This is a genomic window from Ferribacterium limneticum, assembly GCF_020510585.1.
In the GTDB taxonomy this organism is placed as follows: domain Bacteria; phylum Pseudomonadota; class Gammaproteobacteria; order Burkholderiales; family Rhodocyclaceae; genus Azonexus.
In genome coordinates this window covers 4,191,387-4,213,539 of record NZ_CP075190.1, presented here as the reverse complement: position 1 = coordinate 4,213,539, position 22,153 = coordinate 4,191,387, and the positions used below count along the sequence as shown (strand labels likewise).

Annotated in this window: 18 protein-coding genes; 3 read left to right on the top strand and 15 right to left on the bottom strand. The window is 59.6% G+C overall.

The annotated features are described in order from the left end of the window. Positions 1-8: 8 nt before the first annotated feature. From ccmI to KI613_RS20045, 13 genes are all read right to left on the bottom strand, one after another. Positions 9-851, bottom strand: a complete 843-nt coding sequence (gene ccmI / locus KI613_RS20105) for a c-type cytochrome biogenesis protein CcmI (protein ID WP_226402841.1) — start codon at positions 849-851, stop codon at positions 9-11. Next, a complete protein-coding gene (locus KI613_RS20100; RefSeq protein WP_226402839.1) occupies positions 848-1,336 on the bottom strand; it encodes a cytochrome c-type biogenesis protein in 489 nt (162 codons plus the stop codon). Before KI613_RS20100 ends, ccmI begins: the two co-directional genes overlap by 4 nt. Further along, positions 1,333-1,917 carry a DsbE family thiol:disulfide interchange protein gene (locus tag KI613_RS20095; RefSeq protein WP_226402837.1) on the bottom strand — a complete coding sequence of 195 codons (585 nt, stop codon included), beginning with the start codon at positions 1,915-1,917 and terminating at the stop codon, positions 1,333-1,335. The genes KI613_RS20100 and KI613_RS20095 overlap by 4 nt, the downstream gene beginning before the upstream one ends. Further along, positions 1,914-3,908: a heme lyase CcmF/NrfE family subunit gene (locus KI613_RS20090; RefSeq protein ID WP_226402835.1), complete on the bottom strand. Its 1,995-nt coding sequence runs from the start codon at positions 3,906-3,908 to the stop codon at positions 1,914-1,916. Before KI613_RS20090 ends, KI613_RS20095 begins: the two co-directional genes overlap by 4 nt. Before the next feature lie 2 nt (positions 3,909-3,910). Beyond that, positions 3,911-4,396, bottom strand: coding sequence for a cytochrome c maturation protein CcmE (ccmE, locus tag KI613_RS20085; protein WP_226402833.1), 486 nt, complete (start codon positions 4,394-4,396; stop codon positions 3,911-3,913). Continuing rightward, a complete protein-coding gene (gene ccmD, locus KI613_RS20080; protein ID WP_226402831.1) occupies positions 4,393-4,581 on the bottom strand; it encodes a heme exporter protein CcmD in 189 nt (62 codons plus the stop codon). Before ccmD ends, ccmE begins: the two co-directional genes overlap by 4 nt. Further along, positions 4,578-5,336, bottom strand: a complete 759-nt coding sequence (ccmC, locus tag KI613_RS20075) for a heme ABC transporter permease CcmC (protein ID WP_226402829.1) — start codon at positions 5,334-5,336, stop codon at positions 4,578-4,580. The genes ccmD and ccmC overlap by 4 nt, the downstream gene beginning before the upstream one ends. Continuing rightward, entirely contained in the window at positions 5,333-6,001 is a 669-nt protein-coding gene (ccmB, locus tag KI613_RS20070; RefSeq protein ID WP_226402827.1) for a heme exporter protein CcmB, read from the bottom strand. The genes ccmC and ccmB overlap by 4 nt, the downstream gene beginning before the upstream one ends. After that, a complete protein-coding gene (ccmA, locus tag KI613_RS20065) occupies positions 6,001-6,609 on the bottom strand; it encodes a cytochrome c biogenesis heme-transporting ATPase CcmA (protein WP_226402825.1) in 609 nt (202 codons plus the stop codon). Before ccmA ends, ccmB begins: the two co-directional genes overlap by 1 nt. Positions 6,610-6,746: 137 nt before the next feature. Beyond that, complete coding sequence (locus KI613_RS20060; RefSeq protein ID WP_226402823.1) at positions 6,747-8,735, bottom strand: cytochrome b/b6 domain-containing protein; 1,989 nt, start codon at positions 8,733-8,735, stop codon at positions 6,747-6,749. Between the two features lie 98 nt (positions 8,736-8,833). Continuing rightward, complete coding sequence (locus KI613_RS20055) at positions 8,834-11,005, bottom strand: MtrB/PioB family outer membrane beta-barrel protein (RefSeq protein ID WP_226402821.1); 2,172 nt, start codon at positions 11,003-11,005, stop codon at positions 8,834-8,836. An 11-nt stretch (positions 11,006-11,016) separates the two neighbouring features. Next, the gene (locus tag KI613_RS20050; RefSeq protein WP_226402819.1) at positions 11,017-11,877 is read right to left on the bottom strand and encodes a cytochrome c3 family protein; all 861 of its coding nucleotides are present in this window, start codon (positions 11,875-11,877) and stop codon (positions 11,017-11,019) included. A gap of 55 nt (positions 11,878-11,932) precedes the next feature. After that, positions 11,933-12,274, bottom strand: a complete 342-nt coding sequence (locus KI613_RS20045; protein WP_226402817.1) for a c-type cytochrome — start codon at positions 12,272-12,274, stop codon at positions 11,933-11,935. Positions 12,275-12,715: 441 nt separating this feature from the next. Between KI613_RS20045 and KI613_RS20040 the strand changes: the two genes are divergently transcribed. Both KI613_RS20040 and KI613_RS20035 read left to right on the top strand, forming a co-directional pair. Then, a complete protein-coding gene (locus KI613_RS20040; RefSeq protein ID WP_226402815.1) occupies positions 12,716-13,435 on the top strand; it encodes a response regulator transcription factor in 720 nt (239 codons plus the stop codon). Between the two features lie 3 nt (positions 13,436-13,438). Then, positions 13,439-14,830, top strand: coding sequence for a sensor histidine kinase (locus KI613_RS20035; RefSeq protein ID WP_226402813.1), 1,392 nt, complete (start codon positions 13,439-13,441; stop codon positions 14,828-14,830). A gap of 81 nt (positions 14,831-14,911) precedes the next feature. Here KI613_RS20035 and KI613_RS20030 read toward each other — a convergent pair whose 3' ends face one another. Next, the gene (locus KI613_RS20030) at positions 14,912-15,871 is read right to left on the bottom strand and encodes a cytochrome-c peroxidase (RefSeq protein ID WP_226405788.1); all 960 of its coding nucleotides are present in this window, start codon (positions 15,869-15,871) and stop codon (positions 14,912-14,914) included. A gap of 214 nt (positions 15,872-16,085) precedes the next feature. Between KI613_RS20030 and KI613_RS20025 the strand changes: the two genes are divergently transcribed. Continuing rightward, a complete protein-coding gene (locus tag KI613_RS20025) occupies positions 16,086-16,991 on the top strand; it encodes a hydrogen peroxide-inducible genes activator (protein ID WP_226402811.1) in 906 nt (301 codons plus the stop codon). Here the strand turns inward: KI613_RS20025 and KI613_RS20020 are convergent. After that, entirely contained in the window at positions 16,973-21,994 is a 5,022-nt protein-coding gene (locus KI613_RS20020; RefSeq protein WP_226402809.1) for an EAL domain-containing protein, read from the bottom strand. The genes KI613_RS20025 and KI613_RS20020 overlap by 19 nt on opposite strands. Positions 21,995-22,153 lie beyond the last annotated feature (159 nt).

The following is a 22,153-nucleotide window of genomic DNA, read 5'->3' as shown; positions in this document are numbered from 1 at the left end:
ATTTTCGGCTACTTGCCGGCCTTCATTTTGTCGAGGCCGCTACGCAGCATCCGGTCAATGTCGGAGCCCGGCTCGACCTGCGGCAGCAGGGCTTCCCAATAGGCAATGCCCTTCTTGTTGTCGCCCGCCTCCATGGCGGCAGCACCGGCCAGGAAGAGGCTGTGGCCGTGATTCGGGTCGATTTTGAGGGCCCGTTCGACGAGCTGGACGGCCTTGCCGGTGATGCCTTTGCCGTTGGCCATGGCGATGGTTTCGGCGTAGCTGGCGAGCTGGTCGGGATCGTCGTTGATGGCTTTCTCGGCCTTGGCGTAGGCCTCGACGGCTTCGTCGTAACGCCCCATCGATTTGTACGAGCGGGCGAGCATGAGCCAGCCCTGAATGTTGTCCGGGTTGGCTTTGAGCTTCTCGGCCAGGCTGGTGACCATTTCATTGATCTTTTCCGGCGTCATTTGCTGCGGCGCGGCGGTTTGCACCGGATCGAGCGCCTTCGGGTTGCCGAGGATGCCGTAGCCGAGCAGGCCGAGGATGGGCAGCAGGACCAGGATGACGATAGCCATCTTGCGGCTCGGGCCATGTGTGGCCGCCGGGGCGGCGCCACCGGCGGTGGCTGGCTCGACCTCTTCGAGCAGGCGGCGTTGCAGCTCATGTCTGGCCTGGTCGAAATCGGCCTCGGCGAGCGATCCTTCAGCTTTTTCGCGAGCCAGTTCGGCCAATTGGTCACGGAAGATGGCGAGGTTGGCTTCCTTGCGGTCGGCCTTGCTCGTCGAGCGCAGGCCGAGCCACAGCGGCGGCAGGATGAAGGCGGAAACGACTACGATCAAGAGAACGGCAAATAGGGCGAACTGGTTCATTTCTGGTCGATTTCCTTGAGCATCGCGTCGGCGCGGCTGGTTTCGTCAGCCGACAGCGGCTGGTCTTCGGCATTGATGCGGGTGGCGCGACGGCGCAGATAGCGCTGCAGGATGAACAGACCGAGCAGCATGAGGGCGACAGGTCCGCCCCAGAGGAGCAGCGTGATTCCCTTGACAGGCGGCCGGTAGAGGACGAAATCGCCATAGCGGACGACCATGAAATCGACGATTTCCTTGTCGGTCTTGCCATCCTTGATCATGGTCCGGACTTCGCGGCGCAGATCCTGGGCCAGTTCGGCATTGGAGTCGGCGATGGTCTGGTTCTGGCAAACCAGGCAGCGCAGTTCCTCGGAAAGCTTCTGCAGGCGCTTTTCAGCCACCGGATCGGCGGCCGTGGCCGCTTCAGTCGCCGCATCGGCGAATGCTACGGTCGACCCGAAAAAAGAGCCAAAAATGAAAAGCGCAATCAGCAGGCGGCGCTTCATTTGTTCAACTCGGCGAGCAACGGCATGATCTTCTTGCTCAGATCGTCCGGCGAGATCGGCCCGGTGTGCTTCATGCGGATGATCCCGGCCTTGTCGATGACGTAGGTTTCCGGCACGCCATAGACGCCGTAATCGATACCGACGCGGCCGTCGATGTCCATGACGGTCAGTGTGTACGGGTTGCCGTGCTGGGCCAGCCACTGGTTGGCGCGCTGGAAGGCCAGTTTCTTTTCTTCATCGGCCGGCATCTTGCTGATGTCTAAATTGCCGTCGCCGCGCACTTCCTTGTAATTTAGCCCGACCAGTGGCACGTTGGCGTTCTTCGAAAACTCGACGAGCACCGGGTGCTCAGCGCGGCAGGAGACACACCACGAGGACCAGACGTTGAGCAGCCAGGCTTTGCCCTGCATGTCCTTGGGCCCGAGCATTTTTTCCGGCGTGGCCAGGACGTTGAGGTTGAAGGCCGGGGCCGGCTTGCCGACCAGTGGTGACGGAACATCGCGCGGATTCAGTCCGAGGCCGACGGCGAGCAATGCGACCAGCGCCGCAAAGGCGCCGAGGATCCAGAAATAACGATTCATGCGTGTTGGCTTCCTGCCGGGGTGGTAACGGTGGCCGAAGTGCGGGACTTGGCGCGGTAACGACGGTCGAGCATGGCGAGCAGACCGCCCAGCGCCATCAGCACGCAGCCGCCCCAGATCCAGTCGACGAAGGGTTTGTAATAGACGCGCACGGCCCATTCGGCTTCCGGCTTGTCGCGTTCGATCGGTTCGCCGAGCGAGACATAGACGTCGCGCAGGAAACCGGCGTCGATGGCGGCTTCGGTCATCGGCATGCCGGACGACGCGTAGTTGCGTTTTTCGGGTTTCATTTTCAGGCGAAATTTCCCGTCGACCGTGAGATCGAAGTCGCCCTGCGCTGCGACGTAGTTCGGCCCCTGAACTTCCTTGACGCCATTGAACTTGAAGCTGTAGCCGGCGACATCGACGGTATCGCCGGGCGCCATCTTGATGTCTTTTTCATCCTGGAAGCTGTTGACCATGGTCACCCCGACGACAAAAACGGCAATGCCGAAGTGGGCGACGCACATGCCGACAAAGCTGCGTGGCTGCTTGAGTGCGGTACTCAGGAAAGACTGGCCGGCGCGGGTGTGCTGGACGCGTTGGACAAAAGCGGTCAGCGTCGTAAAGACAACCCAGGCGGCAAGCAGAATGCCGAGTGCGGTCAGCGCGGTCCAGTGGCCATAGATCAGCGGCAGCGCGATGGCGACAACGGCAGCGGCGACCATGGCCAAACGCACGGTCCGGGTGATTTCCGGGATCGATGCGTCCTTCCAGCGGGCGAAGGGAGCGACGCCCATGAGGAACAGCACCGGCGCCATGACCGGCACGAAAACGGCATTGAAGTACGGTGGCCCGACCGAAATCTTGCCGACACCGAGCGCGTCAATAAGCAGCGGGTAGAGCGTGCCGAGCAGCACGGTGGCGCAGGCAACGACAAGCAGCACGTTGTTGGTGAGCAGCAGCGATTCGCGCGAAACCAAGGCAAAACGGCCGCCCAACCCGACCTTCGGGGCGCGCCAGGCGAACAGGGCGAGCGAGGTGCCGATGACGGCGACGAGGAAGATCAGGATGAAAATGCCGCGCCGTGGATCGGTGGCGAAGGCATGGACCGAGGTCAGCACGCCGGAACGAACGAGGAAGGTGCCGAGCAGCGACAGCGAGAAGGCCGAAATGGCCAGTAGCACCGTCCAGTTCTTGAAGCTGCCGCGCTTTTCGGTGACGGCCAGCGAATGAATGAGCGCCGTGCCAACCAGCCAGGGCATGAACGAGGCGTTCTCGACCGGGTCCCAGAACCACCAGCCGCCCCAGCCCAATTCGTAATAAGCCCACCACGAACCCATGGCGATACCGAGTGTAAGGAAGCACCAGGCAGCCATCGTCCACGGCCGTGACCAGCGCGCCCAGGCGGCGTCTAACTGGCCGGAAAGCAGCGCTGCGATGGCGAAGGCGAAAGCGACCGAGAAACCGACGTAGCCCATGTAGAGCAGCGGCGGGTGAATGACCAGCCCGAAGTCCTGCAGGAGCGGGTTGAGGTCACGCCCTTCGGCCGCTGCCGGCAGCAGGCGCTCGAACGGACTGGAAGTGATCAGGATGAACAGCATGAAACCGAAAGCGACGAGACCGAGCGTGCCGAGGACGCGGGCGACCATCGTTTCCGGCAGTTGCTTCGATAGCATGGCGACGCCAAAGGCCCACCAGGTCAGCATCAGCATCCACAGCAACAGCGAACCCTCATGGCCGCCCCAGACGGCGGCGACGCGATATTGCAGCGGCAGCAGCGAATTGGAATGCTGGGCGACATAGACCACGGAGAAGTCATTGGTCACGAAGGCCTGCGTCAGGCAGGCGAAGGAGAAGGTGACGAGCAGCGCCATGGCCGAGGCAGCCGGCCGGGCGACGGCAACCCAGGCCATGCGGTTCTGGTGAGCGCCGATCAGCGGCAGGGTGCCGAGGATCAGGGCGACCAGCGCGGCAAGGATCAGGGCGAAATGGCCGAGTTCGGGAATCATGTTCAGTAGCTCGCTTTCGGCTTGTCGCCAGAGGAAGACGGGGAAACATGCTTGCCGGCGGCGCGGGCCTGAGCGTCGTCGACGGCCTTGGCGGCTTCCGGCGGCATGTAGTTTTCATCGTGCTTGGCCAGCACTTCGGTGGCTATGAAGTTGCCGTCCGTAGTCAGCTTGCCTTGAGCTACAGCGCCTTTGCCTTCCTTGAAGAGGTCGGGGAGGATGCCCTTGTAGTGCACCGGAATGTCTTTTTCGGTATCGGTGACGACGAACTGGATGGTCACGCCATCAGCCTGACGCTGGATGCTGCCTTCCTTGACCAAGCCGCCGATGCGGAACAGCTTGTCCTTGGGCGCCTTGCCGGCAGCGACTTCGGTCGGCGTGATGTAGAGCGCGATATTGCTGTTCAGGGCATTCAAAACCAGCGCCGCGATGATGCCGATGATGGCCAGCGCGCCGCCGATCAGGGCGAGTTTCTTGTGACGGGATTTCATTCTGCGGTGTTCCTTGTTTCGGCGCGCAACTGGCGCTTGAGGCGAGCGATGGTGGTCTTTCGATTGCGGGAGACGACGATCGGTTCAATCGCCATGATCAGAACGGTGGCACCGAACGAGCCCCAGACGTAAAAACCATATCCGCCCATGGCGATAAAGTCGGAAAAACTGTTCCAGTGGATCATTTTTTGCCTCCCGCCGAATTGCCCAGCAACTCAGCCTTGACCCAGTCGGTATTTCGCTCGCGTTCGAGCATGATGGTCCGCACGCGCATCAGTGCGATGGCTATCGAATACATCCAGAAGCACATGGCCATGAGCAGCATGCCCCAGAGCATGGTGGTGGCCATCGACGACTTGGCGAGATTGACACTGGAGCCCTGGTGCAGGGTGTTCCACCATTTGACCGAGAAATAGATGATCGGGATGTTGACGACGCCGACCAGCAGCAACAGGCCACCGGCCTTGTCGGCCCGGCGGGCATCGTCGATGGCGGCAGTCAGGGCCATGTAGCCGATGTAGAGGAAGAGCAGGATCAGTTCCGAAGTCAGGCGCGCATCCCAGACCCACCACGCGCCCCACATTGGCTTGCCCCACAGGGCGCCGGTGAGTAGCGAGAGGAAGGCCATCAGCGCCCCGGTCGGCGCCAGGGCCTGGGCCATCATGCCGGACAGCCGGGTGTTGAAAGCCAGCCCGATGGCTGCCCAGCCAGCCATGACCAGATAGATGAACATCGACATCCAGGAGGCCGGGACGTGGATAAAAATGATCCGGTAACCCTCACCCTGCTGGAAGTCGGTCGGTGCGACGAGCATGCCGAGCCAGAGCCCGGCAAGGCCGAAGACGACCGAAACAGCGACGAAATAGGGAATCAGCGCGCCGGCGAACGGATAAAAAGTGGCCGGTGATGCGAAGCGGTAGAGATTGAAACGATCTTTCATTCGAGGGCGATCTTCAAGGCAGCGGCCGATGCCCAGGGGGCAAAGCCAAGTGAGGCAAAGGTAAGTGCAGCGAGCAGTGACAGGTGACCTTCTCCCCCGAGTCCGGCCACCGTCGCATCCACTGCTCCAGCGCCGAATATTAGCACTGGAATATATAGTGGCAGCACGAGCAGCGAGAGCAGCACGCCGCCGCCACGCAGGCCCAGGGTCAGCGCCGCGCCGATGGCACCAATGCCGGACAGCGCCGGAGTGCCGATCAGGATGGCGAAAGTCAGTACGATCAGGGCATCGGTGGACAGGTCGAACTGGATACCGAGGACCGGGGCGATCAGGGCCAGCGGCAGTCCGGAGACCAGCCAGTGAGCGATCACTTTTCCGGTAACGACCAGCCCAAGGGGATGTGGGGCCAATGCCAGTTGTTCGAGTGTGCCGTCACGATGGTCATCGGCGAACAGGCGAGGTAGCGACAGCATGGTGGCGAGCAGGGCGGCGACCCATAGCACGCCGGGGGCCAGCTTGCGCAGCAGATCCGGTTCCGGCCCGATACCGAGCGGGAACAGGCTGACCACGATGACGAAGAAGAAGAGCGCCGAGACGATATCGGCTTGGCGGCGCATGGCCAGTTTGAGATCGCGGCCGATCACGGCTGTTATGATTTTCAGCATCAGGAAAGCCGCAATTCACGGACCGTGCCGGCAGGAATGCTGACCAACTGGTGCGTTGTCATCACGGCCAGGCCACCGCGTTGCAGGTGGCCGGAGATGATGCTCGCCAGCCAGTCGACCGCAGCAACGTCGAGGGCGACGAAGGGTTCGTCAAGAATCCACAGCGGGCGTTTTTCCTTGACCAGCCGGGCCAGCGCGACGCGTCGTTTCTGTCCTTGCGAAAGATATTTGCAGGCCAGGTCCTCTCGGCCAGCCAGGCCGACCTGTTCCAGCGCATCGATGGCATCGTCTTCGGATAGTTCTTCGTCGGCCAGGCGGGCAGCAGCGAGCAGGTTTTCCAGCGGCGTCAGTTCTTCCTTGATGGCGTTCAGGTGGCCGAGATAGCAGAGGTCGGCACGGAATTCGTCGGACTTGATCGACTGGCCTTTCCAGCGTATTTCACCGGTTTCCGGTGGCAACAGGCCGATCAGCATGCGTAGCAGGCTGGTTTTTCCGGCGCCGTTTTTGCCCTGCAGGTACAGCAATTCCCCGGCCTCCAGCTTGAAGCCGAGGCCTGCGAACAGGCGGCGCTCGCCGCGCACGCATTCCAGATTGTCAGCTTCAAGCATCAGGGGGAAAACCGAAAGAAATCAGGCACAAATTATGAACGCGCAAGTTTAACGGCAGATTAACGGGAATCAAATAAATACAATCCGAAAAAAGGGGAGGGACGAATCCCTCCCAATAACAACAATTGCCTCCTGGGTTAACCGCCGAAGAATCCGATCGTAACCAGCGCCAGCAGTGTCAGGCCTGCAGCAATCAGAACCAGACCGAGAATTTTCGAGCTTCTCGCCATCGGGGCAGAAGGCGCATTGACCAGATGTTTCTCCAGTTCGCCAGCATCGACCAGGCGCTGATACTGGGCCGGGTGGTCATGACGGAATTCCTCGATCGACTGCGTGCCGGTGAACATGACGATGTCCGGGGGAGGCAGCTTGTCCGGGCGGAAGTGATTGTTGAAGAAATGGACCGTAAAGAGGAAGACGGCCGCCAGGAAGGCTTCTTCACCATGGACCAGAGTGCCGACGTTGAACACCCAGCCCGGCAGGTAAGTCGCGGTCACATGTGGGAAGGCCAGCATCAGTCCGCTCCAGCCAATCACATTGACACCCCAGAAGACAGCCCAGTAATCGAATTTCTCGTAATAAGCCCAGCGGTCGAACTGCGGCCGCGGCCCCTTACCGAAGAACCACTTGAACATGCCTATGCAATCGGCGAAATCCTTCCAGTTCGGAATCAGCGAATCCGGGCCGAACCAGCGGAATTTCCTGTCGCGCAACAGCTTTTGCATGACGTAGATAAAGTGGATGACGAAGATGCCGATGAACAAAGCCGCCGCGATGCGGTGGATAAGACCGAGCATCTTCGGACCGCCGAGCGCGTTCGAAACTACCGGGGCCCAACTGCTCTCGGCAAAGAGCGCTGAGGTGCCGGTGAGCACCAGCGTCATGGTGACCAGCGCAAAGACCAGGTGGGCAATGCGCCATCCCCACGGGAAGCGCTGGAAGTGCTTTCGTTCGTCCAGGTTCAGACCTTCCGTCTTGAGGTGAACCGCCCGTTTACCTTCCTTGCGATCCTTCCACTCACGGTAATACCAGAGACCGGAGTGCGCCCAGAAGAAGGCAAAGACGAAAATCAGCAGGCCAACCATGAACTTGGTGGCGATCCACATTTCGGGATACTTCTTGAAATCGCCGCCGTGGGCATGCGGGCCAAATGATACGAAGCCCGCGGTCGCCGTGCGCATGCCCGGCTTCTTGTCGGTATGGCACTTCTGGCAGGTCTCCAGCAGATTGTTCGGGTGAATGGACGATTCCTCGTTGTCAGCCTTGAGAATGCCGTGGCTGCCATGACAGTCAAAACACTTCGCCGTGTAGGCATGCCCCAGCGCACCAACCTGGCCGTGATAGGTCGCCCGGTAGCTCTTCAGGTTTGCTTCGTGGCAGGTGCCGCAACGCTCGGTAATTGCCAGCCTGACTGGAGATGCTGCAGTGGCCCCGATGGCGTGGCTGGTATGGCAATCGACGCAGACAGCAGCCTTGGCGTCCCCCTTGTCCAGTACCGCTGCCCCATGTGCCGAGGCTGCATATTCTTCGAGTTGCTCCTCGTGGCAGCTATTGCCGCAGACCTTGGGGGTGGTCAGTCGCCATTCGGCATAGTCCGGGCTGTCCTTCGCGGGGATACTGAAGCTATGCGTATCGTGGCACTGGTCGCAGGCAGCGTTGATTCGCGACGGGTCATCCTCGTTGGCTCGGCCATGAAAGGATTTCTTGTGGGCTTCAATATTTTCTACGATCAGACCCAGGCGCGGCTTTTCGGCAGCCTTGCCAGCTTTCTGGGTATTTGCCCAGAGCTCGGTGTGACACTGGACGCAGTCAACTTTTGCCGCCGCCCCGCTTTTTCCGTGCGGCGCCCTGTTGTCCTTGATGTCGATGTGGCAGCCGATACATTCCATTTTTGCATGCACGCTCTTGCCGAAAGCATCGTGGCGAACCGCCAGCAACGCGCGTTTCTCGCCGTCTGCGCCATCGACTTCCAGCTTGCCTTTCTTGCCGTCATGGCAGGAAAGACAAGTGGCATTGTCAAGTTTGTCACCAGCTGCCGGCGTGGCGCCCCCCGCCCCTGAAAACAGGGCAGCGGTCACGAGGAGAAGTCCGCCAAGCAGCGGACGGAGGGATTTGGTACTAAGCATGGCTTACGCCTCAAGAAAAAGGCACGAGGAATGCGCTCGTGCCTTGATGGAAACTGTCAGTCATCGAAGACCGCCTCGCGAACGAGGCGGTCGGCGCATCAAAAGCCCAGCGAAACTCCGACCATAAGGCCTTGATAGGCCCCGGTCAGGGCTGTGTAGGCGTTGTCGGTGTAGTAGTCATAGACATACGTGCCGCGTAGCTTCATTCGCTTTTTCAACTCGTAGTCGACGCCAAGGGTTAGCGTATGAACGTTGTTGTTGATCACGCCGTCAATGCTGTTGCCGGCAGCCAATTGCGTACCGACATAACCGGAAGCCGTATCGCCCTTCGATTGGGTCCAGGTATAACCGGCATTCAAGCGGAGCGGATCGCTGACCTGCCAGTCGCCGCCCAGTGAGGCAACGTAGCTGTCGATCTTGTAGTTTGGCCGGTCGACTGCCAGGAAATTGATGGCTGCCGTTGGCGCGTCATAGCGGCGAGCGTCATTACGCATCAGGTAGCTGGAAAAATTATCCTGAAGCCACGAAAAACTGGCGTACGTATTGATCCATTCGCTGATTGGCACGTTCACCGAAACGCCTGCCGATTGGAGGGTTTTCTCGGTTTCCTGTTGAACCGACGCGCCCAGGGCACCACCTGCGGCGCTGCTGGTAAATGCGTTGTTGCCGTTTTCTGCGCGCTTGTAGTTGTAGTAACCGCTAGTCTGAATACCCTTGGTAGTCGTATAGCTCAGCTGGGTTTTCAGATTGAGAGCCCTTTCAGGTTCAGTTACCAAACCGGTGCTGTTGGCCAGGGCGTAGGAAGGCGTGACGCGCAGGATGAGTCCCTGCATCGGTCGGGCGACCCACTTCAGGAAAAGCTCGTCGACGCGGGTATTGTTACGGTAGAGGGTCTGCGCTTGGTTGATCGAGACTACACCACCACCCCATTGACTCCAGGTCAGGTCGCGATCCTTGTCTTCATGTTTCCAGCCAAGAGTTGCTGTCGATTTCAGGAAGCCGGGTCGCATGGTGGCAGAGATGCCATAGCTCAAGGCTTCAATCTGGTTGATCCGGACATCAAGGCCTTCAGTAGCCGTCGGCGTGATCAGCGCGGCAACCGGAAAATCCGAGTTGTTTTTGCGATGGTTGTAGCGGATAAAGCCATCGAGACCAACACCACTGATGATGTTGCTGCTGACGCTGGCATAGGCACTGTTGGTGGTGATTTTTCCGGTGCTATAGCCGACAAACTGCTGTTGTTGCGAGAAGGAATCCTGATCAAGTACAGATAGGCCATAGCCGGCAGCGACAGATGTAGCCCCGAAGTTCTTGGCTAAGCGGAAATTGTTCGAAATGAGAGTGCTGTCCGGAGCGTACTGTATAGGACGGCGTGCGACGGCAGCATTGGTTGGCGCGACAGTTGCATCTTGAGCGGTAATCTGAGCACCGAAATCGCCAATCGTGAAGTTTCGGCTACTTTCGAACTTTTCGAGGCGACCTTCGTAGCCCAGATTGAATCCGCCCGGCGAGCCATTCAGGCTGAAGGTATAGCGGTTCATTTTTTCATCGATCGGGGCATCAAAGCCGCGCCAGCGGAGCGGCCGCTTATTGGCGTTGCCGCCTGTGAGGTCACCGTTACCCAGCACGTAAGTGGCAAAACGATTGCCGTCCCGGGCGTAGCCGTCGTATTCCAGCGAAGCGCTGATCTTGTTGCCAAGCAGTTCAGGTTTCAGATCGACACCAATACCGTAAGTCTGACGGTCAACCTTGAAAATACTTTGCCCAGGCGAGTCGTTGTTGAATTGCCTGACAAAGCCAGTCTGAGATGCTGCTCCATAAGCCGTATCCACACCACCGCTCGGAATTTGTCCCGGGCTGTAAAGAAAACCCAGTCCGGCAGATGAGGAGCGGAAGTTGGTGTAGTAGCCGGCAAGCCCGAACAGGTCGGTGTTTGCTTTGAAGATATTGCGCTGGTTGTACTCGCCGAAGCTGTCGCGCTTAAGAACGAAGACATTGCGCTGGCCATTGTTGGCGACGATATCGAGATCCAGATCGAGATAGGCGCCAGAGCGATTGTCCTCGCCGATGCCTTTCTGGTAGTTATAGCGCTCCAGGAATTGAGTACGGCTTGCGTCGGCACCCTTGAAGTAATCGAAGGCAAAAAGCTTGGCGGTAACTTCTCCGGTGACGACTATTCCTTCCGCTACCGCTTCGGCAGCGTACAAGGGCGAGGCAAACAGGCTGGCAATGGCGAGGGCCAGGATTGTTTTCTGTGTTTTCGCATGCATGATGTATCCCCTCAGAATCTCAGATGCTGGTCAGTTGAGCTGCCATGAATGGCACTGTGGCAACTGACACAATCGCGCAGTACTGAACCGGAGATCGGCGCGACATTGCTGGAGGTGCCGCCCAGGCCATGCCGGTTGCCGGCAATTGAGTGACATTGCAGGCACTGCATCGGCTGGGCGATGGTTTGCAGCTTGCGATTTGGCGCGCCGTGGGGGTCGTGGCAGGTCGTGCAACCTTCGACGACCGGGGCATGTTCGAAGACGTGGGGGCCACGAACAGCCTGATGGCAGGATGTGCAATGCTCGGTCACCGCACCCAGCGTGGCTTGCTTGGATGCATGCGGGTCATGGCAGCCGGTGCAGGTGGCGCCGCCTTCATTGGCGGGGTGATGCGAAGGCATGTTGAACTTGGCCAGTACGTCCTGGTGGCATGTTGCACACAGAGCCGTAGTTTTGCCGCCTTTGAGCTGAGAGGCATTCAGCTTTTTCACCTTGTCGGTGTGGTTGCCGTGGCAGTCGTTACATTGAACGCCGGCCTTGTTGTGCTCGGCAAAGGCGAAGTGAGTGCGTTTTTTATCGGTCTCGTGACAGGTCAGACATTGCTTCGATTCCGGCAGGCCGGCCAAAACACTCTTGGGCTTGGCGGTCTTGGCTGTTGCGTTTTCGCGCGTTTCTTCGACCTTGGCGTGATCGACCGCGCTCGTATGGCAGCTGACGCAGTCGCCGTGATAGGCGTGAGCCTTGGTTTCAGCTTCGTGGCAACTGATGCACTCCGCACCGACCGGAGCAGATTTTGCGGCAGGTGCCGCGATGGAGGGGGCGGACAGCAATGTCCCCAGTAATACCGCTGCAATTCCAATAAAACGTTTCATGACCACACCCCTCGTGCTTTCTTGCCTTGTTTTTTAACCCCGGACTTGCCAAACTTCAGCGTGCCAATATCCAGTCGATCAGATTGTTGATGCGTTCGGCGTCTCGTGTCTTGACGGTGCCGTGATCGACTTTTTCCCCTTCGACCTCGACCTGATTCGGTTCGGTGACATGCTTGATCAGTTCGGCCTTGGCGCTGGCCTTGCCTTTGTATTCGGCGGCGATCTTCTTGTACGGCTTGCCCTTCTTGGTCTTTTCGACGTCATGGCATTTCAGGCACTTGCTGTCCTTGAGCAATTTTTCAGCATCGGCGTTGTCCACCGCAGCGTAAAGATTGCCGCTGGTGGCGAGGGCAAGGGCCACGGATGCAGTCAGGAGGAGTGTGGCTTTCTTGTTCATGTGTTTGCTCCAAAAGCGTGGACGAAAATTCGCAGGTCAAGCCTTGGGGAGGAAGGTTCTGCTTCGCTAGCAACGAGGTCAACGTGGTCACCGGGCACGCGTACCGTTAAGCTGACAATTCTTTACTTCACCCAAGCACAATCCTTAGAAGGATGTGAATGGCCCAAAATGCGTCCAGTGCTCGCCTGTCATCTGCCGCGGAGAGATTGTTCCGGGTAAACGTCCGAAGCGGTTTGCTAACGGTATGTTTAGAATGAAAAAAACGCTGAAAAACGGCAAGCGCTTCGGGGCTTCATTGGGAGAGTGAAATACCGCGCATGAATTCCGACTAAAAAACTGCGGTATTTACCTATGTCAATGAATGTAAATTATCGAAAATTCTGCTTCGGCGTGGCCGCAAATGACCCGTCAGTGCGGCGCTGTATAAAGTAAGCTTCACCCATGAGCATTCGAGGAGTGGTGGTGGAAACACGGTTGCCGCAAATCCTGCTGGTAGATGATGACCAGGCCTTCTGCGTCATGCTGACCGAGTTTCTGGGAGGCGAGGGCATGACGGTCTGTGCGGTGCACGATGGCGAGACCGGTTGCCGTGAAGCGGTCAGCGGTGGTTTTGATCTGGTGCTGCTTGACGTCATGATGCCGGGCATGAGCGGTATCGAAGTGCTGCGCCAAATTCGTCGGCATGGTGATTTGCCGGTGCTGATGCTGACGGCGAAAGGCGATGATATGGATCGCATTATCGGCCTTGAATTGGGGGCTGATGACTATCTCCCCAAACCGTGTAATCCCCGCGAGTTGGCGGCGCGTCTGCGGGCGCTCCTGCGCCGATCAGGTCACGCACATCAAGGTAGATCGGCCGAGGCGCCGGCTAATGAAATGCTTTCGCTGTCATCGACAAAACGCATTGCAAAGTGGCGGGGCGAGTTGTTGCAACTGACCAGCACCGAATTCAACGTACTTGAGTTTCTCTACGAGAACGCGGGGCAGATTGTTCCCAAGGCTGAGCTTGCCAGTCGCGTATTGGGGCGAGTTCCCGCCCGCTATGACCGGAGCCTCGACATGCATGTCAGCAATCTGAGACGAAAGCTGGGCAAGTTCGATGATGGCCGGGTGCCTATCCAAACTATTCATGGGATTGGCTATCAGTTGCTCAGGGACTAAGTGGTGAAATCGTTATCGGCCTTGCTGGGTCTGCCGGTGCCGAGTCGGCTTTTCTGGAAGATATTTGGATCGCTGTGGCTGGCCATTGGGGCGATTGCTTTTTGCGTCGATTTTGTCGTCGATGCGATGTTTCAAGCCGAGCTCCGACGCGCACCTGATCTGTCGATAGGCTATCGAGCCGAACTGGCTACGACTCTGGTGGCGACAACCCTGCGTCATGCCGATATTGAAGGCGCCAGGCAGTTACTGGTTGAGTGGACGGGAAAGCGCGAATTGCCCGTGCTGGTGGTAAACGCCCGGGGTGAAGATATTCTTGCCCGGACGGTACCTACTCCGGCGCTAGCCCAAGCTTTGGCGCTGCTTGAGACGAGTACGGACGAGCGGTACGTACAGAGGGTAGTGACCCGGAGTGGCGAGCCTCATGTGCTGTTTGTGCCATTGCTGATGTTGCCGGCCTCGGCTCCCCACCTGCACGTCTATCGTTATGCGGAGTCAACGCGTGCAGAGATGTTTGCCATGCTACTGGTCAGTCTCCTGTTCGCGGTCGGGCTGACTTGGTATCTGTACCGTCCGATTCGCCATCTGCATGAGGCCAATCGCCGCTTTGCCGCTGGCGACCTGGATACCCGCGTCGGCCAGTTGATTGGTGATCGTCGTGATGAAATCGCTGATCTGGGGCGTGACTTCGATGACATGGCGGGTCGAGTGCAAAGTACCATCGAGGCGCAATCGCGTCTGCTCCATGATGTGTCGCACGAATTGCGCTCACCGTTGGCACGCATGCAGATCGCATTGGAGCTGACCCGGCAGACCCCGACCAAAACCAACGAAATGCTGGAGCGGATTGCCTACGAAATAGAGCGACTGGACAAGGTTTTGGGTGAAACGCTGACGCTTTCGCGGCTAAGAGCGACGCCTGAACTTCCTGGGGACGAGTGCTTCAATCTCGTCGAGCTATTAGTAGATATCGTTGAGGATGCACGTTTCGAAACCGCCAATAGCGGCCGCCAGATCGAGTTGCAGGCCCATGGTGACATTCTGATTGCTGGCCGCAGCGAATTGGTGAGGAGTGCCATTGAGAACGTCATCCGTAACGCTATTGTTCATACACCGGAAGGTGCTGCGGTCGGAGTCGGACTCAGCAGTTCGTCGCCCGGTCTTGCCACCGTGATGGTCTGTGACGGCGGGGCCGGGGTGCCGTCTGATGAGCTTGATGCCCTGTTCGAGCCTTTCTTCAGGGGGCGTGGCGGGGAAAAAGCACTGGGTTACGGCCTTGGTTTGTCGATCGCTCGTCATGCCGTGGAGGCGCATGGGGGGCAGGTCAGTGCAAGCAATGCTGTGGGTGGCGGCCTGTGCGTGAGCTTGACGTTGCCGGTAACGACGCTTGATGAATAGCGTTAAAAGCAGGTTCTGGCGGGGTTGCTATGAAAGTACCGACCGGGGACGATAGTCCCCGATCGTTCTCTGCTGAGGTGCTTATTTCTTTTCGAACGGCATCGGACGCGGCGTCGCGTCGGATGACGGCGGCAGGATAGGCATCTTGAAGGTCGGCTGGTCACCGGTTAGGGTCTTCAGGAAGGCGACGACCTTGGCGTTTTCGTCGGCCGTAAACTTCTTGCCGAGCTGGATGCGGGCCATGGTGTCGACCGCTTCCGGCAAGGTGTTGGCAGCGCCATCGTGGAAGTACGGATAGGTCATTTCGACGTTGCGCAGGGTCGGCACCTTGAAGCTGAAGCGGTCGGCATCCTTGCCGGTCACGGCAGAACGGCCTTCGGCCGGGCTGGAAGCCTTGTAGGCCTCGACCTGACCCATCTTCTGGAATGAGTTGCCACCGACCGCCGGGCCATTGTGGCAGGCGACGCAGCCGGTGTCCTTGAATAGCTGGTAGCCAGCCAACTCGTCCTTGGTGATGGCTTTCTTGTTGCCCTTCAGATATTTGTCGAAGCGTGAATTCGGGGTGACCAGGGTTTCCTCAAAGGCGGCGATGGCCTTGGTGACCTTTTCGATGTCGACCTGCTCGGAACCGAAGGCTTTCTTGAATTCGGCCACGTAGCCGGGGATGGTTTGCAGCATGCTGACGGCCAGCGTGTGGCTGAAGCCCATTTCACCCGGATTGGCGATCGGGCCACCGGCCTGGGCCTTGAGGTCGGCGGCGCGGCCATCCCAGAACTGGGCGACGTTGAGGCTGGAATTCAGTACGGTCGGCGCATTGATCGGGCCTTCCTGCCAGTTGTGGCCAATCGAGGTTTTGATGTTGTCGGTGCCGCCCATCGACAGGTTGTGGCAGGAATTGCAGGAGATGAAGCCGGATTTGGAGAGGCGTGGATCGAAATAGAGTTTTTTGCCCAGTTCGACGAGGGCGGGGTTGGTGACCTTGGCCGGCGCGATCGGCTGGATCGGTTCATTGCTGGCAGCAATGACAGACTGGCTGATCATGGATCCGGAAAGTAGTGCAACGGCAAATGACAACGTAGTGCATTTCATCGTTTATCTCCCTCGGTGAAAAATATCGATGACGAATTCTCCCCTTGAGGCTTGTGCTAGTATTGATCCAAGTCAATGATTTTTATGGGTTTTGATTATAGTGGCTATAGTTAGTCCCTATAGGTAGAGTGGGTATGAACCCCCGTATAAAAAATGGAGAGCAGCAATGACCTTAACCGAGTTGCGCTATATCGTCGCGTTGGCTCAAGAAGGTAATTTCAGTCGGGCGGCCGAGCACTGTTCGGTCAGTCAGCCAACACTGAGTGTGGCGATCGCCCGCCTGGAGGACGAGTTTGGCGTGCAGTTGTTTGAGCGCGGCAAGGGTTTTGTTAGTCCGAGTGCTGTAGGCACAAAAGTGGTCGAGCAGGCGAAGCTGGCGCTTGGCGAGGCTGAAAAAGTCCGGCAGGTGGCCATGCTTGGCCGAGACCAGCTGGAGGGGCCATTGCGGCTTGGCGTCATTCACACCATCGGCCCCTATTTGCTGCCACAACTCATTCATTCCCTGAAGGTGGTCGCGCCGGCCATGCCGCTCGCCATCGAGGAAAACATGACGGCTACCCTGGCCGACATGCTGCACGACAACGAGGTCGACGTCGTCATCATCGCGCTGCCCTTCGATGTGCCGGGCGTACTGACCCGGGCGATCTACGACGAATCCTTCAAGGTGGTAGTGCCACGCGGTCATTCGTGGGAAAGCCGGGAATGGATTGCGCCGGAGGATGTGGCCGGTGACGAAGTGCTCTTGCTGAAAGCCGGCAACTGTTTCCGGGATCAGGTGCTGGGTGCCTGTCCGCAGGTCAGCAGTCCGGAAACCGACGTCCGGCTCGGCCATTCGATCGGCACCATCCGCTGCATGGTGGCCTCCGGCCTGGGGGTTTCCGTGTTGCCGGACAGCGCGCTGGGTCATCCTTACAGCAACGACATGATCAGCGTCATTCCCTTCAAGGAGCCCGCCCCGGCCCGTCGGGTGGCGCTGGCTTGGCGGCCGGGTTTCGTGCGGCCGAAGGCCATTGAGGCGCTGCTCGATGCGGTACGCGGGCTGCGCTCGCCGGCTTATCGCTTGCTGGTCTGAGTGTTCATGAGCACTTCGGCCTGAATGTGTTGGATGCAATCAGTCAGCCTGATGCCCTGCTCCTCGAATTCCCGTTTCAGCGCCTCAATGGCGCTGATTTCCCCGGCAGCGTGGCAGCGCAGCAGTTGGCTGCCGAGATCATGCAGATGCCGGTGCAGGCCTTCGAGCGCCTGGAACGCTTCGACGCTGGCATAGCGCCGCCCTTCCTGGCTGTCGTACCAGCGACCGAATCGGCACTGATGATGGCCGAGTTCCGGGGGATGCAGGGCGCCGGTAGTGTCATCAAGGTAGCTATACAGGGATTTTTTCCAGCGGTTGTGGTCGACGTCGGCGATGAGCATGGGCAAATCCTCGCGCGACCACTTGAAGGCAGTGGCCAGCCCCCACAGTTCATCCGGCTTGAATTGTCGAATCCAGTCGGGCACCAGCGCTGCCGGCATTGGATGGGCGATGCCGAAACCCTGCGCCATGTCGCAGCCAAGGAGGAGCAGGACCAGGCCATGCTCGACCGTTTCGACGCCTTCGGCAATGACCTGACGGCGGAAGGCCTGGGTCAGTCCGATGACGCCTTCGACGATAGCCAGGTCGTCGGCATCGTCGAGCATGTTGCGGATGAATGACTGGTCGATCTTGAGTACATCGGCCGGCAGCTGGCGGAAGTAGGTCAGCGACGAATAGCCGGTGCCAAAATCGTCGAGGGCGAAGGTGACGCCCAGGCGCCGGCATTCGCCGAACAGTTCGGCGACGTTGGCCATGTCCTCAAGGGCGGCGGTTTCGAGGACTTCCAGTTCGATCTGGCCGGGGGCAAGATTCGGGTGGGCGGCGAGCAGTTCGGCCAGGCGTCGGGAAAAGCCTTCGTGCTGCAGGTGCTTGCCGGAAATGTTGATGCTGACCGGCAGGTCGAGGCCCTGTTCATGCCACGCGTCCATCTGCCTGAGGGCTTCCTGGATTACCCAGTCGCCGACTTCGATATCCAGTTCGCTGTCTTCGATGATGGGCAGGAAACGCCCGGGCAGCAGCAGGCCGTCCTCCGGGTGCTGCCAGCGGATCAGTGCTTCCGCCCCGGTTACGCTGCCTTTGCGCATATTGACCTTGGGCTGGAAGTACAGCTGGAATTCACCCTTGGCCAGGCCTTCTCGAATACGCACGATTTCCTCGCGGCGAATGCGCGTGCGGCGGTCGTTTTCCGGGTCGAACAGGTGATGGCGATTGCGGCCGCCCTGCTTGGCCGCATACATCGCCTGGTCGGCATGGCGGAGCAGCGTGTCGGCGTCGGAGCCGTCGTGCGGGTAGAGGGTGACGCCGATGCTCGCCGAAATCGTGATGCTGTGTTCGGAGACGCGGAAGGGCTGGGTCAGCGCGCCAATGATGCGGCCAACGGCGTGATCGCACTCGTGCAGGTCGTCAAGATTGGAAACAAGCAGGACGAACTCATCGCCACCCAGTCGTGACACCGTGTCGCCGGCGCGCACGCAGGTCTTCAGGCGCTGGGCGACTTCGATGAGCAGGAAATCGCCGGCCGAGTGGCCGAAGCGGTCGTTGATCGGTTTGAAATTGTCGAGATCGAGATAGCAGATGGCCAGCATCTTCCCGCTACGTTCGGTTTGCGCCATGGCCAGTTGGAGGCGGTCGCTGAGCAGCATGCGGTTGGGGAGCTGGGTCAGGGCATCGTAATGGGCGAGATGCTCGAGGCGCTGCTGGTGCTGCTTGATGACCGTTATGTCCGAGAAAATGGCGACAAAGTTGGCTATTTCGCCATTCCGGTTGCGGACGGTCGAGATGGTGAGCAACTCGACGAATATTTCACCGGACTTCTTGCGGTTCCATATCTCACCGCGCCAATAGCCTTCCTCGCCGATTTTTTGCCACATTTCATGATAGAACGCCGGGTCGTGGTGGCCTGACTTAAGCAGGTCGGCGGTCTTGCCGATGGCTTCGTCGCGGGGATAACCGGTCAGTTCGCTGAAGGTTGAATTGACTTCGACGATGCGCCCTTTGGGGTCGGTGATCATGATGCCTTCGTGCGCATTATCGAAAACGCTGGCAGCAAGTTGCTGACGCTCCTCGGCGATCAGGCGCTCGGTGATGTCCTGCGATGTGCTGATCAGGGCGGGGCGACCATTCCAGTAACCATGAGTGATCCGCGTCTCGATCATGCTCTGTTCGCCATTGGCGTGCAGGATGGGCAGCGGGCAACTGAAACGGCGACCGGCAACGACATCGATCATCAGCTCGTTGGCCATTTTTTGCAGGTTTTCCGGGTGTACCGTAGCAATCGGCCGGCCGATAAGGGCGTCGGGTCCATAGCCGAGGTCGTCGGCAACAGCCCGGTTGTAATGCAGGATGCACCCATCCTCGTCGAGGATGAAAATGAAATCCTTGAGCGAGTCGAACAGGCCGCTCAGGTTCTGTTGCAGGCTCCGGGCTTGTTCCTGGGCATCGAGTTGGAGCAGGGTCTGGCTGAAGTGACTGCCCAGCATGTCGAGCGAACGCAGCGTCGACGCCAGGATGCCGGTGGCCTGGTGACTGCCCAGTGTGATACAGGCTGCTGGCTGGCCGGCCAGCATGATCGGCAAAGTGGTCAGGCAGCCCAGGCCTTCTCTCCGGACCGCTTCATTGTCCAGGACGCTGGTGTCGGCACAGTGCTCACTGGGTTCCTGGCAGTTGCAAATTGTTCCGCCGTTCAGTGCGAAGCGGGCGAACGGGCTATCGGCATCGAGGCGGGCGATGTTTTCGGCGAAATCGGTGGAAACCCCGACGTGGGTCAGGAGCAGGTAACTGCCATCGGCCTGTCGCCAGTGCAGGCAGCCGGCATCGATATCCGGAAAGCGCAGGGCGGCCTTGAGCAGCGCTTGCAGCACCGCATCGCGCTGCAGGCCGGCGGCCAGCGCCTGGGCAATGTCGTGCTCGATTTCAAGGCGCAACTCGGTGTTCTTGCGCTCGGAAATATCGATGGCTGAGGCGATGACTGCCGGACGGCCGAAGTATCTTGAACGGTGAAGCCGGATTTCGACCGGGAAGATACGGCCTTCGCTGTTGCGGGCGAGAATTTCGAAGGTTTGCGGTGTGCCAGCCAGCGCCGCAGCGATGTGCAGATTCACGGTTGGTACATCGGTCAGCCCCGGCTGGGCGAACGTCGCGTGGTTCAGGCCGATCAACTGTTCGCGCGGCACTCCGGATATCTGCTCGGCGCCAGCGTTCACGTCTAGGAAGGTGCCATCGGCGGACTGGATGAACAGAGCTTCGCTGACACTGTTGAAAATGCCGCGGAAGGTTTCCAGGCTTTTGTCCAGGTCATGTGAGCGGTGCTGGTGGGCAATGAGCAGGGCGGCCAGTTGGCAGGCCTGCATCAGGCAGCCCAGGTCTTCTTCGCGCGGCTGGCTGGGCAAGCGGTGATAGGCGGCGAAGGTGCCGAGCAACAGGCCGTCCGGACCGATGATCGGATCTGACCAGCAGGCGGCGATTTCGCTTTCCCGGGCAATCTCACGGTAGGCGGCACACTGCGGATCAGTGAACACGTTTTCGACAATGACGCGTTGTCTGAGCGCCGCTGCCGTGCCGCAGGCGCTGCCGCCTGCCGCGATGGGCGTGCCGTCGATCGCGGCGTAAAAGGCTGCCGGCAGGCTGGGGGCGGCGCCGACGCGAAGGTGCTGTCCGGAGTCGTCGCTGAGCATGATCGAGCATCGCCACTCCGGCATCTCGGCTTCGACCGACATGACGAGCAATTCGAGGGCGCCGGGCAACGTTTCGCCGCCGATTATCCCCGCCAGCGCGGCGTTGCGCAGGCGCATTGCCTCTTCGGCGCGCCGCCGCTCGGAAATGTCGCGGGCAAAGCCGACCGTGCCGAGCAGGCTGCCGTCGTCGCCGATGACCGGTGCCTTGTAGGTTTCGTGCCAGATGCTCTGGTGGCCGATAACGATCTGTTCGACGACGACCTTGTTCTTCCGGGTGGCCATGACTTCGGCGTCATCGGCCCGGAAATGCTCCGCCATCGCGGGCGGCCAGAAATCCAGATCACTCTTGCCGACGATGGCCCCGGTGTTCGGCAGGCAGACCGCATCGGCAAATGTACGGTTGGTGGTCAGGAAGCGTGATTCCGTGTCCTTGAGCCAGACGAGGTAGGGAAAGTTGTCGAGCAGGGCGCGCTGGTAGCGTTCGTTGCGGGCGGTTTCTTCAAGAATCTGCTCGCGGCAACGCAGTATCGATTGTTGCTCGCCCAGTGCGCAGTCCACCTGGCCGAGGCTGAGCGGGCTCATCAGCGTATGTTCGGAGAGCAGGCCGACGAGCAGGCCTTTGTCGTCGACGACGGCGAGGTGGCGAATGTCGCGATCGAGCATCTGCTGGGCAGCATCGGCCAGGGGGCGGTCGGCCCGGATGCAGATGGCGGGCTGGGTCATGATGGCGCCCAGAGTCGGATTGGGCTGGTCGTCGAGAAAGAAGCGAACAATGTCGTGTTCGGTGACGATGCCCAGCGGCCGCCGGCCATCGACGACGAAGATGCAGCTGACACTGACTGCCGCCATGGCGGTCAGCGCATCTTCGAGATGGGCGTCGGCCGGCAGTCGGGGGAAAGTGCGTTCCATCAGCGTGTCGGCACTGTTGAGCTGGAGGAAGAAGTCGGGACCGAGATGCTTGCGGAAATCCGATTCGCTGACGACGCCGAGTGGCAAACCGGCTTCGTCGGTGACGATGACGTGGCGGATGCCAAGACTGGCAGCTTCGCGATAGGCCTGCTGGAACAGCATGTCGGCCGGCACGCTATGGACCGGGCTGGTCATGGTCTCGCCGGCCGTTTGATCCGGCGAGTGATGCTGGCGCATGACGCGCACGATGTCGCGCTCGGTAATGATGCCGAGCGTCTTTCCCTGGTCGACGACGATGACCGACGAAATTTTCGCGGTCAGCATGCGCGCCGCCACCTCGCGCAGGCTGAGGCCGGGCTCGACACGATCGCTTTGGGTGGTGATGAGCTCGACGATTTTGGTCGCGCGTTTTCTTTTCATCTGTGGATTCTAGAACGATTCCTGTTGTTTGCTGCTTGATGGGAGTCAATCGACCGGGCGATCCGCGTGTGGAAGCCTTGTTTCCATCGTGGATTGATCATGACCATCTGGCGCCTGGCCGGGGCTTGCCCCCATGGTCGGGTTGATCTTGTAAATGCC

Coding starts and splice junctions, on each gene's coding strand:
- ccmI (WP_226402841.1), bottom strand. CDS start 851: ATGAACCAGTTCGCCCTATTTGCCGTTCTCTTGATCGTAGTCGTTTCC.
- KI613_RS20100 (WP_226402839.1), bottom strand. CDS start 1,336: ATGAAGCGCCGCCTGCTGATTGCGCTTTTCATTTTTGGCTCTTTTTTC.
- KI613_RS20095 (WP_226402837.1), bottom strand. CDS start 1,917: ATGAATCGTTATTTCTGGATCCTCGGCGCCTTTGCGGCGCTGGTCGCA.
- KI613_RS20090 (WP_226402835.1), bottom strand. CDS start 3,908: ATGATTCCCGAACTCGGCCATTTCGCCCTGATCCTTGCCGCGCTGGTC.
- ccmE (WP_226402833.1), bottom strand. CDS start 4,396: ATGAAATCCCGTCACAAGAAACTCGCCCTGATCGGCGGCGCGCTGGCC.
- ccmD (WP_226402831.1), bottom strand. CDS start 4,581: ATGATCCACTGGAACAGTTTTTCCGACTTTATCGCCATGGGCGGATAT.
- ccmC (WP_226402829.1), bottom strand. CDS start 5,336: ATGAAAGATCGTTTCAATCTCTACCGCTTCGCATCACCGGCCACTTTT.
- ccmB (WP_226402827.1), bottom strand. CDS start 6,001: ATGCTGAAAATCATAACAGCCGTGATCGGCCGCGATCTCAAACTGGCC.
- ccmA (WP_226402825.1), bottom strand. CDS start 6,609: ATGCTTGAAGCTGACAATCTGGAATGCGTGCGCGGCGAGCGCCGCCTG.
- KI613_RS20060 (WP_226402823.1), bottom strand. CDS start 8,735: ATGCTTAGTACCAAATCCCTCCGTCCGCTGCTTGGCGGACTTCTCCTC.
- KI613_RS20055 (WP_226402821.1), bottom strand. CDS start 11,005: ATGCATGCGAAAACACAGAAAACAATCCTGGCCCTCGCCATTGCCAGC.
- KI613_RS20050 (WP_226402819.1), bottom strand. CDS start 11,877: ATGAAACGTTTTATTGGAATTGCAGCGGTATTACTGGGGACATTGCTG.
- KI613_RS20045 (WP_226402817.1), bottom strand. CDS start 12,274: ATGAACAAGAAAGCCACACTCCTCCTGACTGCATCCGTGGCCCTTGCC.
- KI613_RS20040 (WP_226402815.1), top strand. CDS start 12,716: ATGAGCATTCGAGGAGTGGTGGTGGAAACACGGTTGCCGCAAATCCTG.
- KI613_RS20030 (WP_226405788.1), bottom strand. CDS start 15,871: ATGATCAGCCAGTCTGTCATTGCTGCCAGCAATGAACCGATCCAGCCG.
- KI613_RS20025 (WP_226402811.1), top strand. CDS start 16,086: ATGACCTTAACCGAGTTGCGCTATATCGTCGCGTTGGCTCAAGAAGGT.
- KI613_RS20020 (WP_226402809.1), bottom strand. CDS start 21,994: ATGAAAAGAAAACGCGCGACCAAAATCGTCGAGCTCATCACCACCCAA.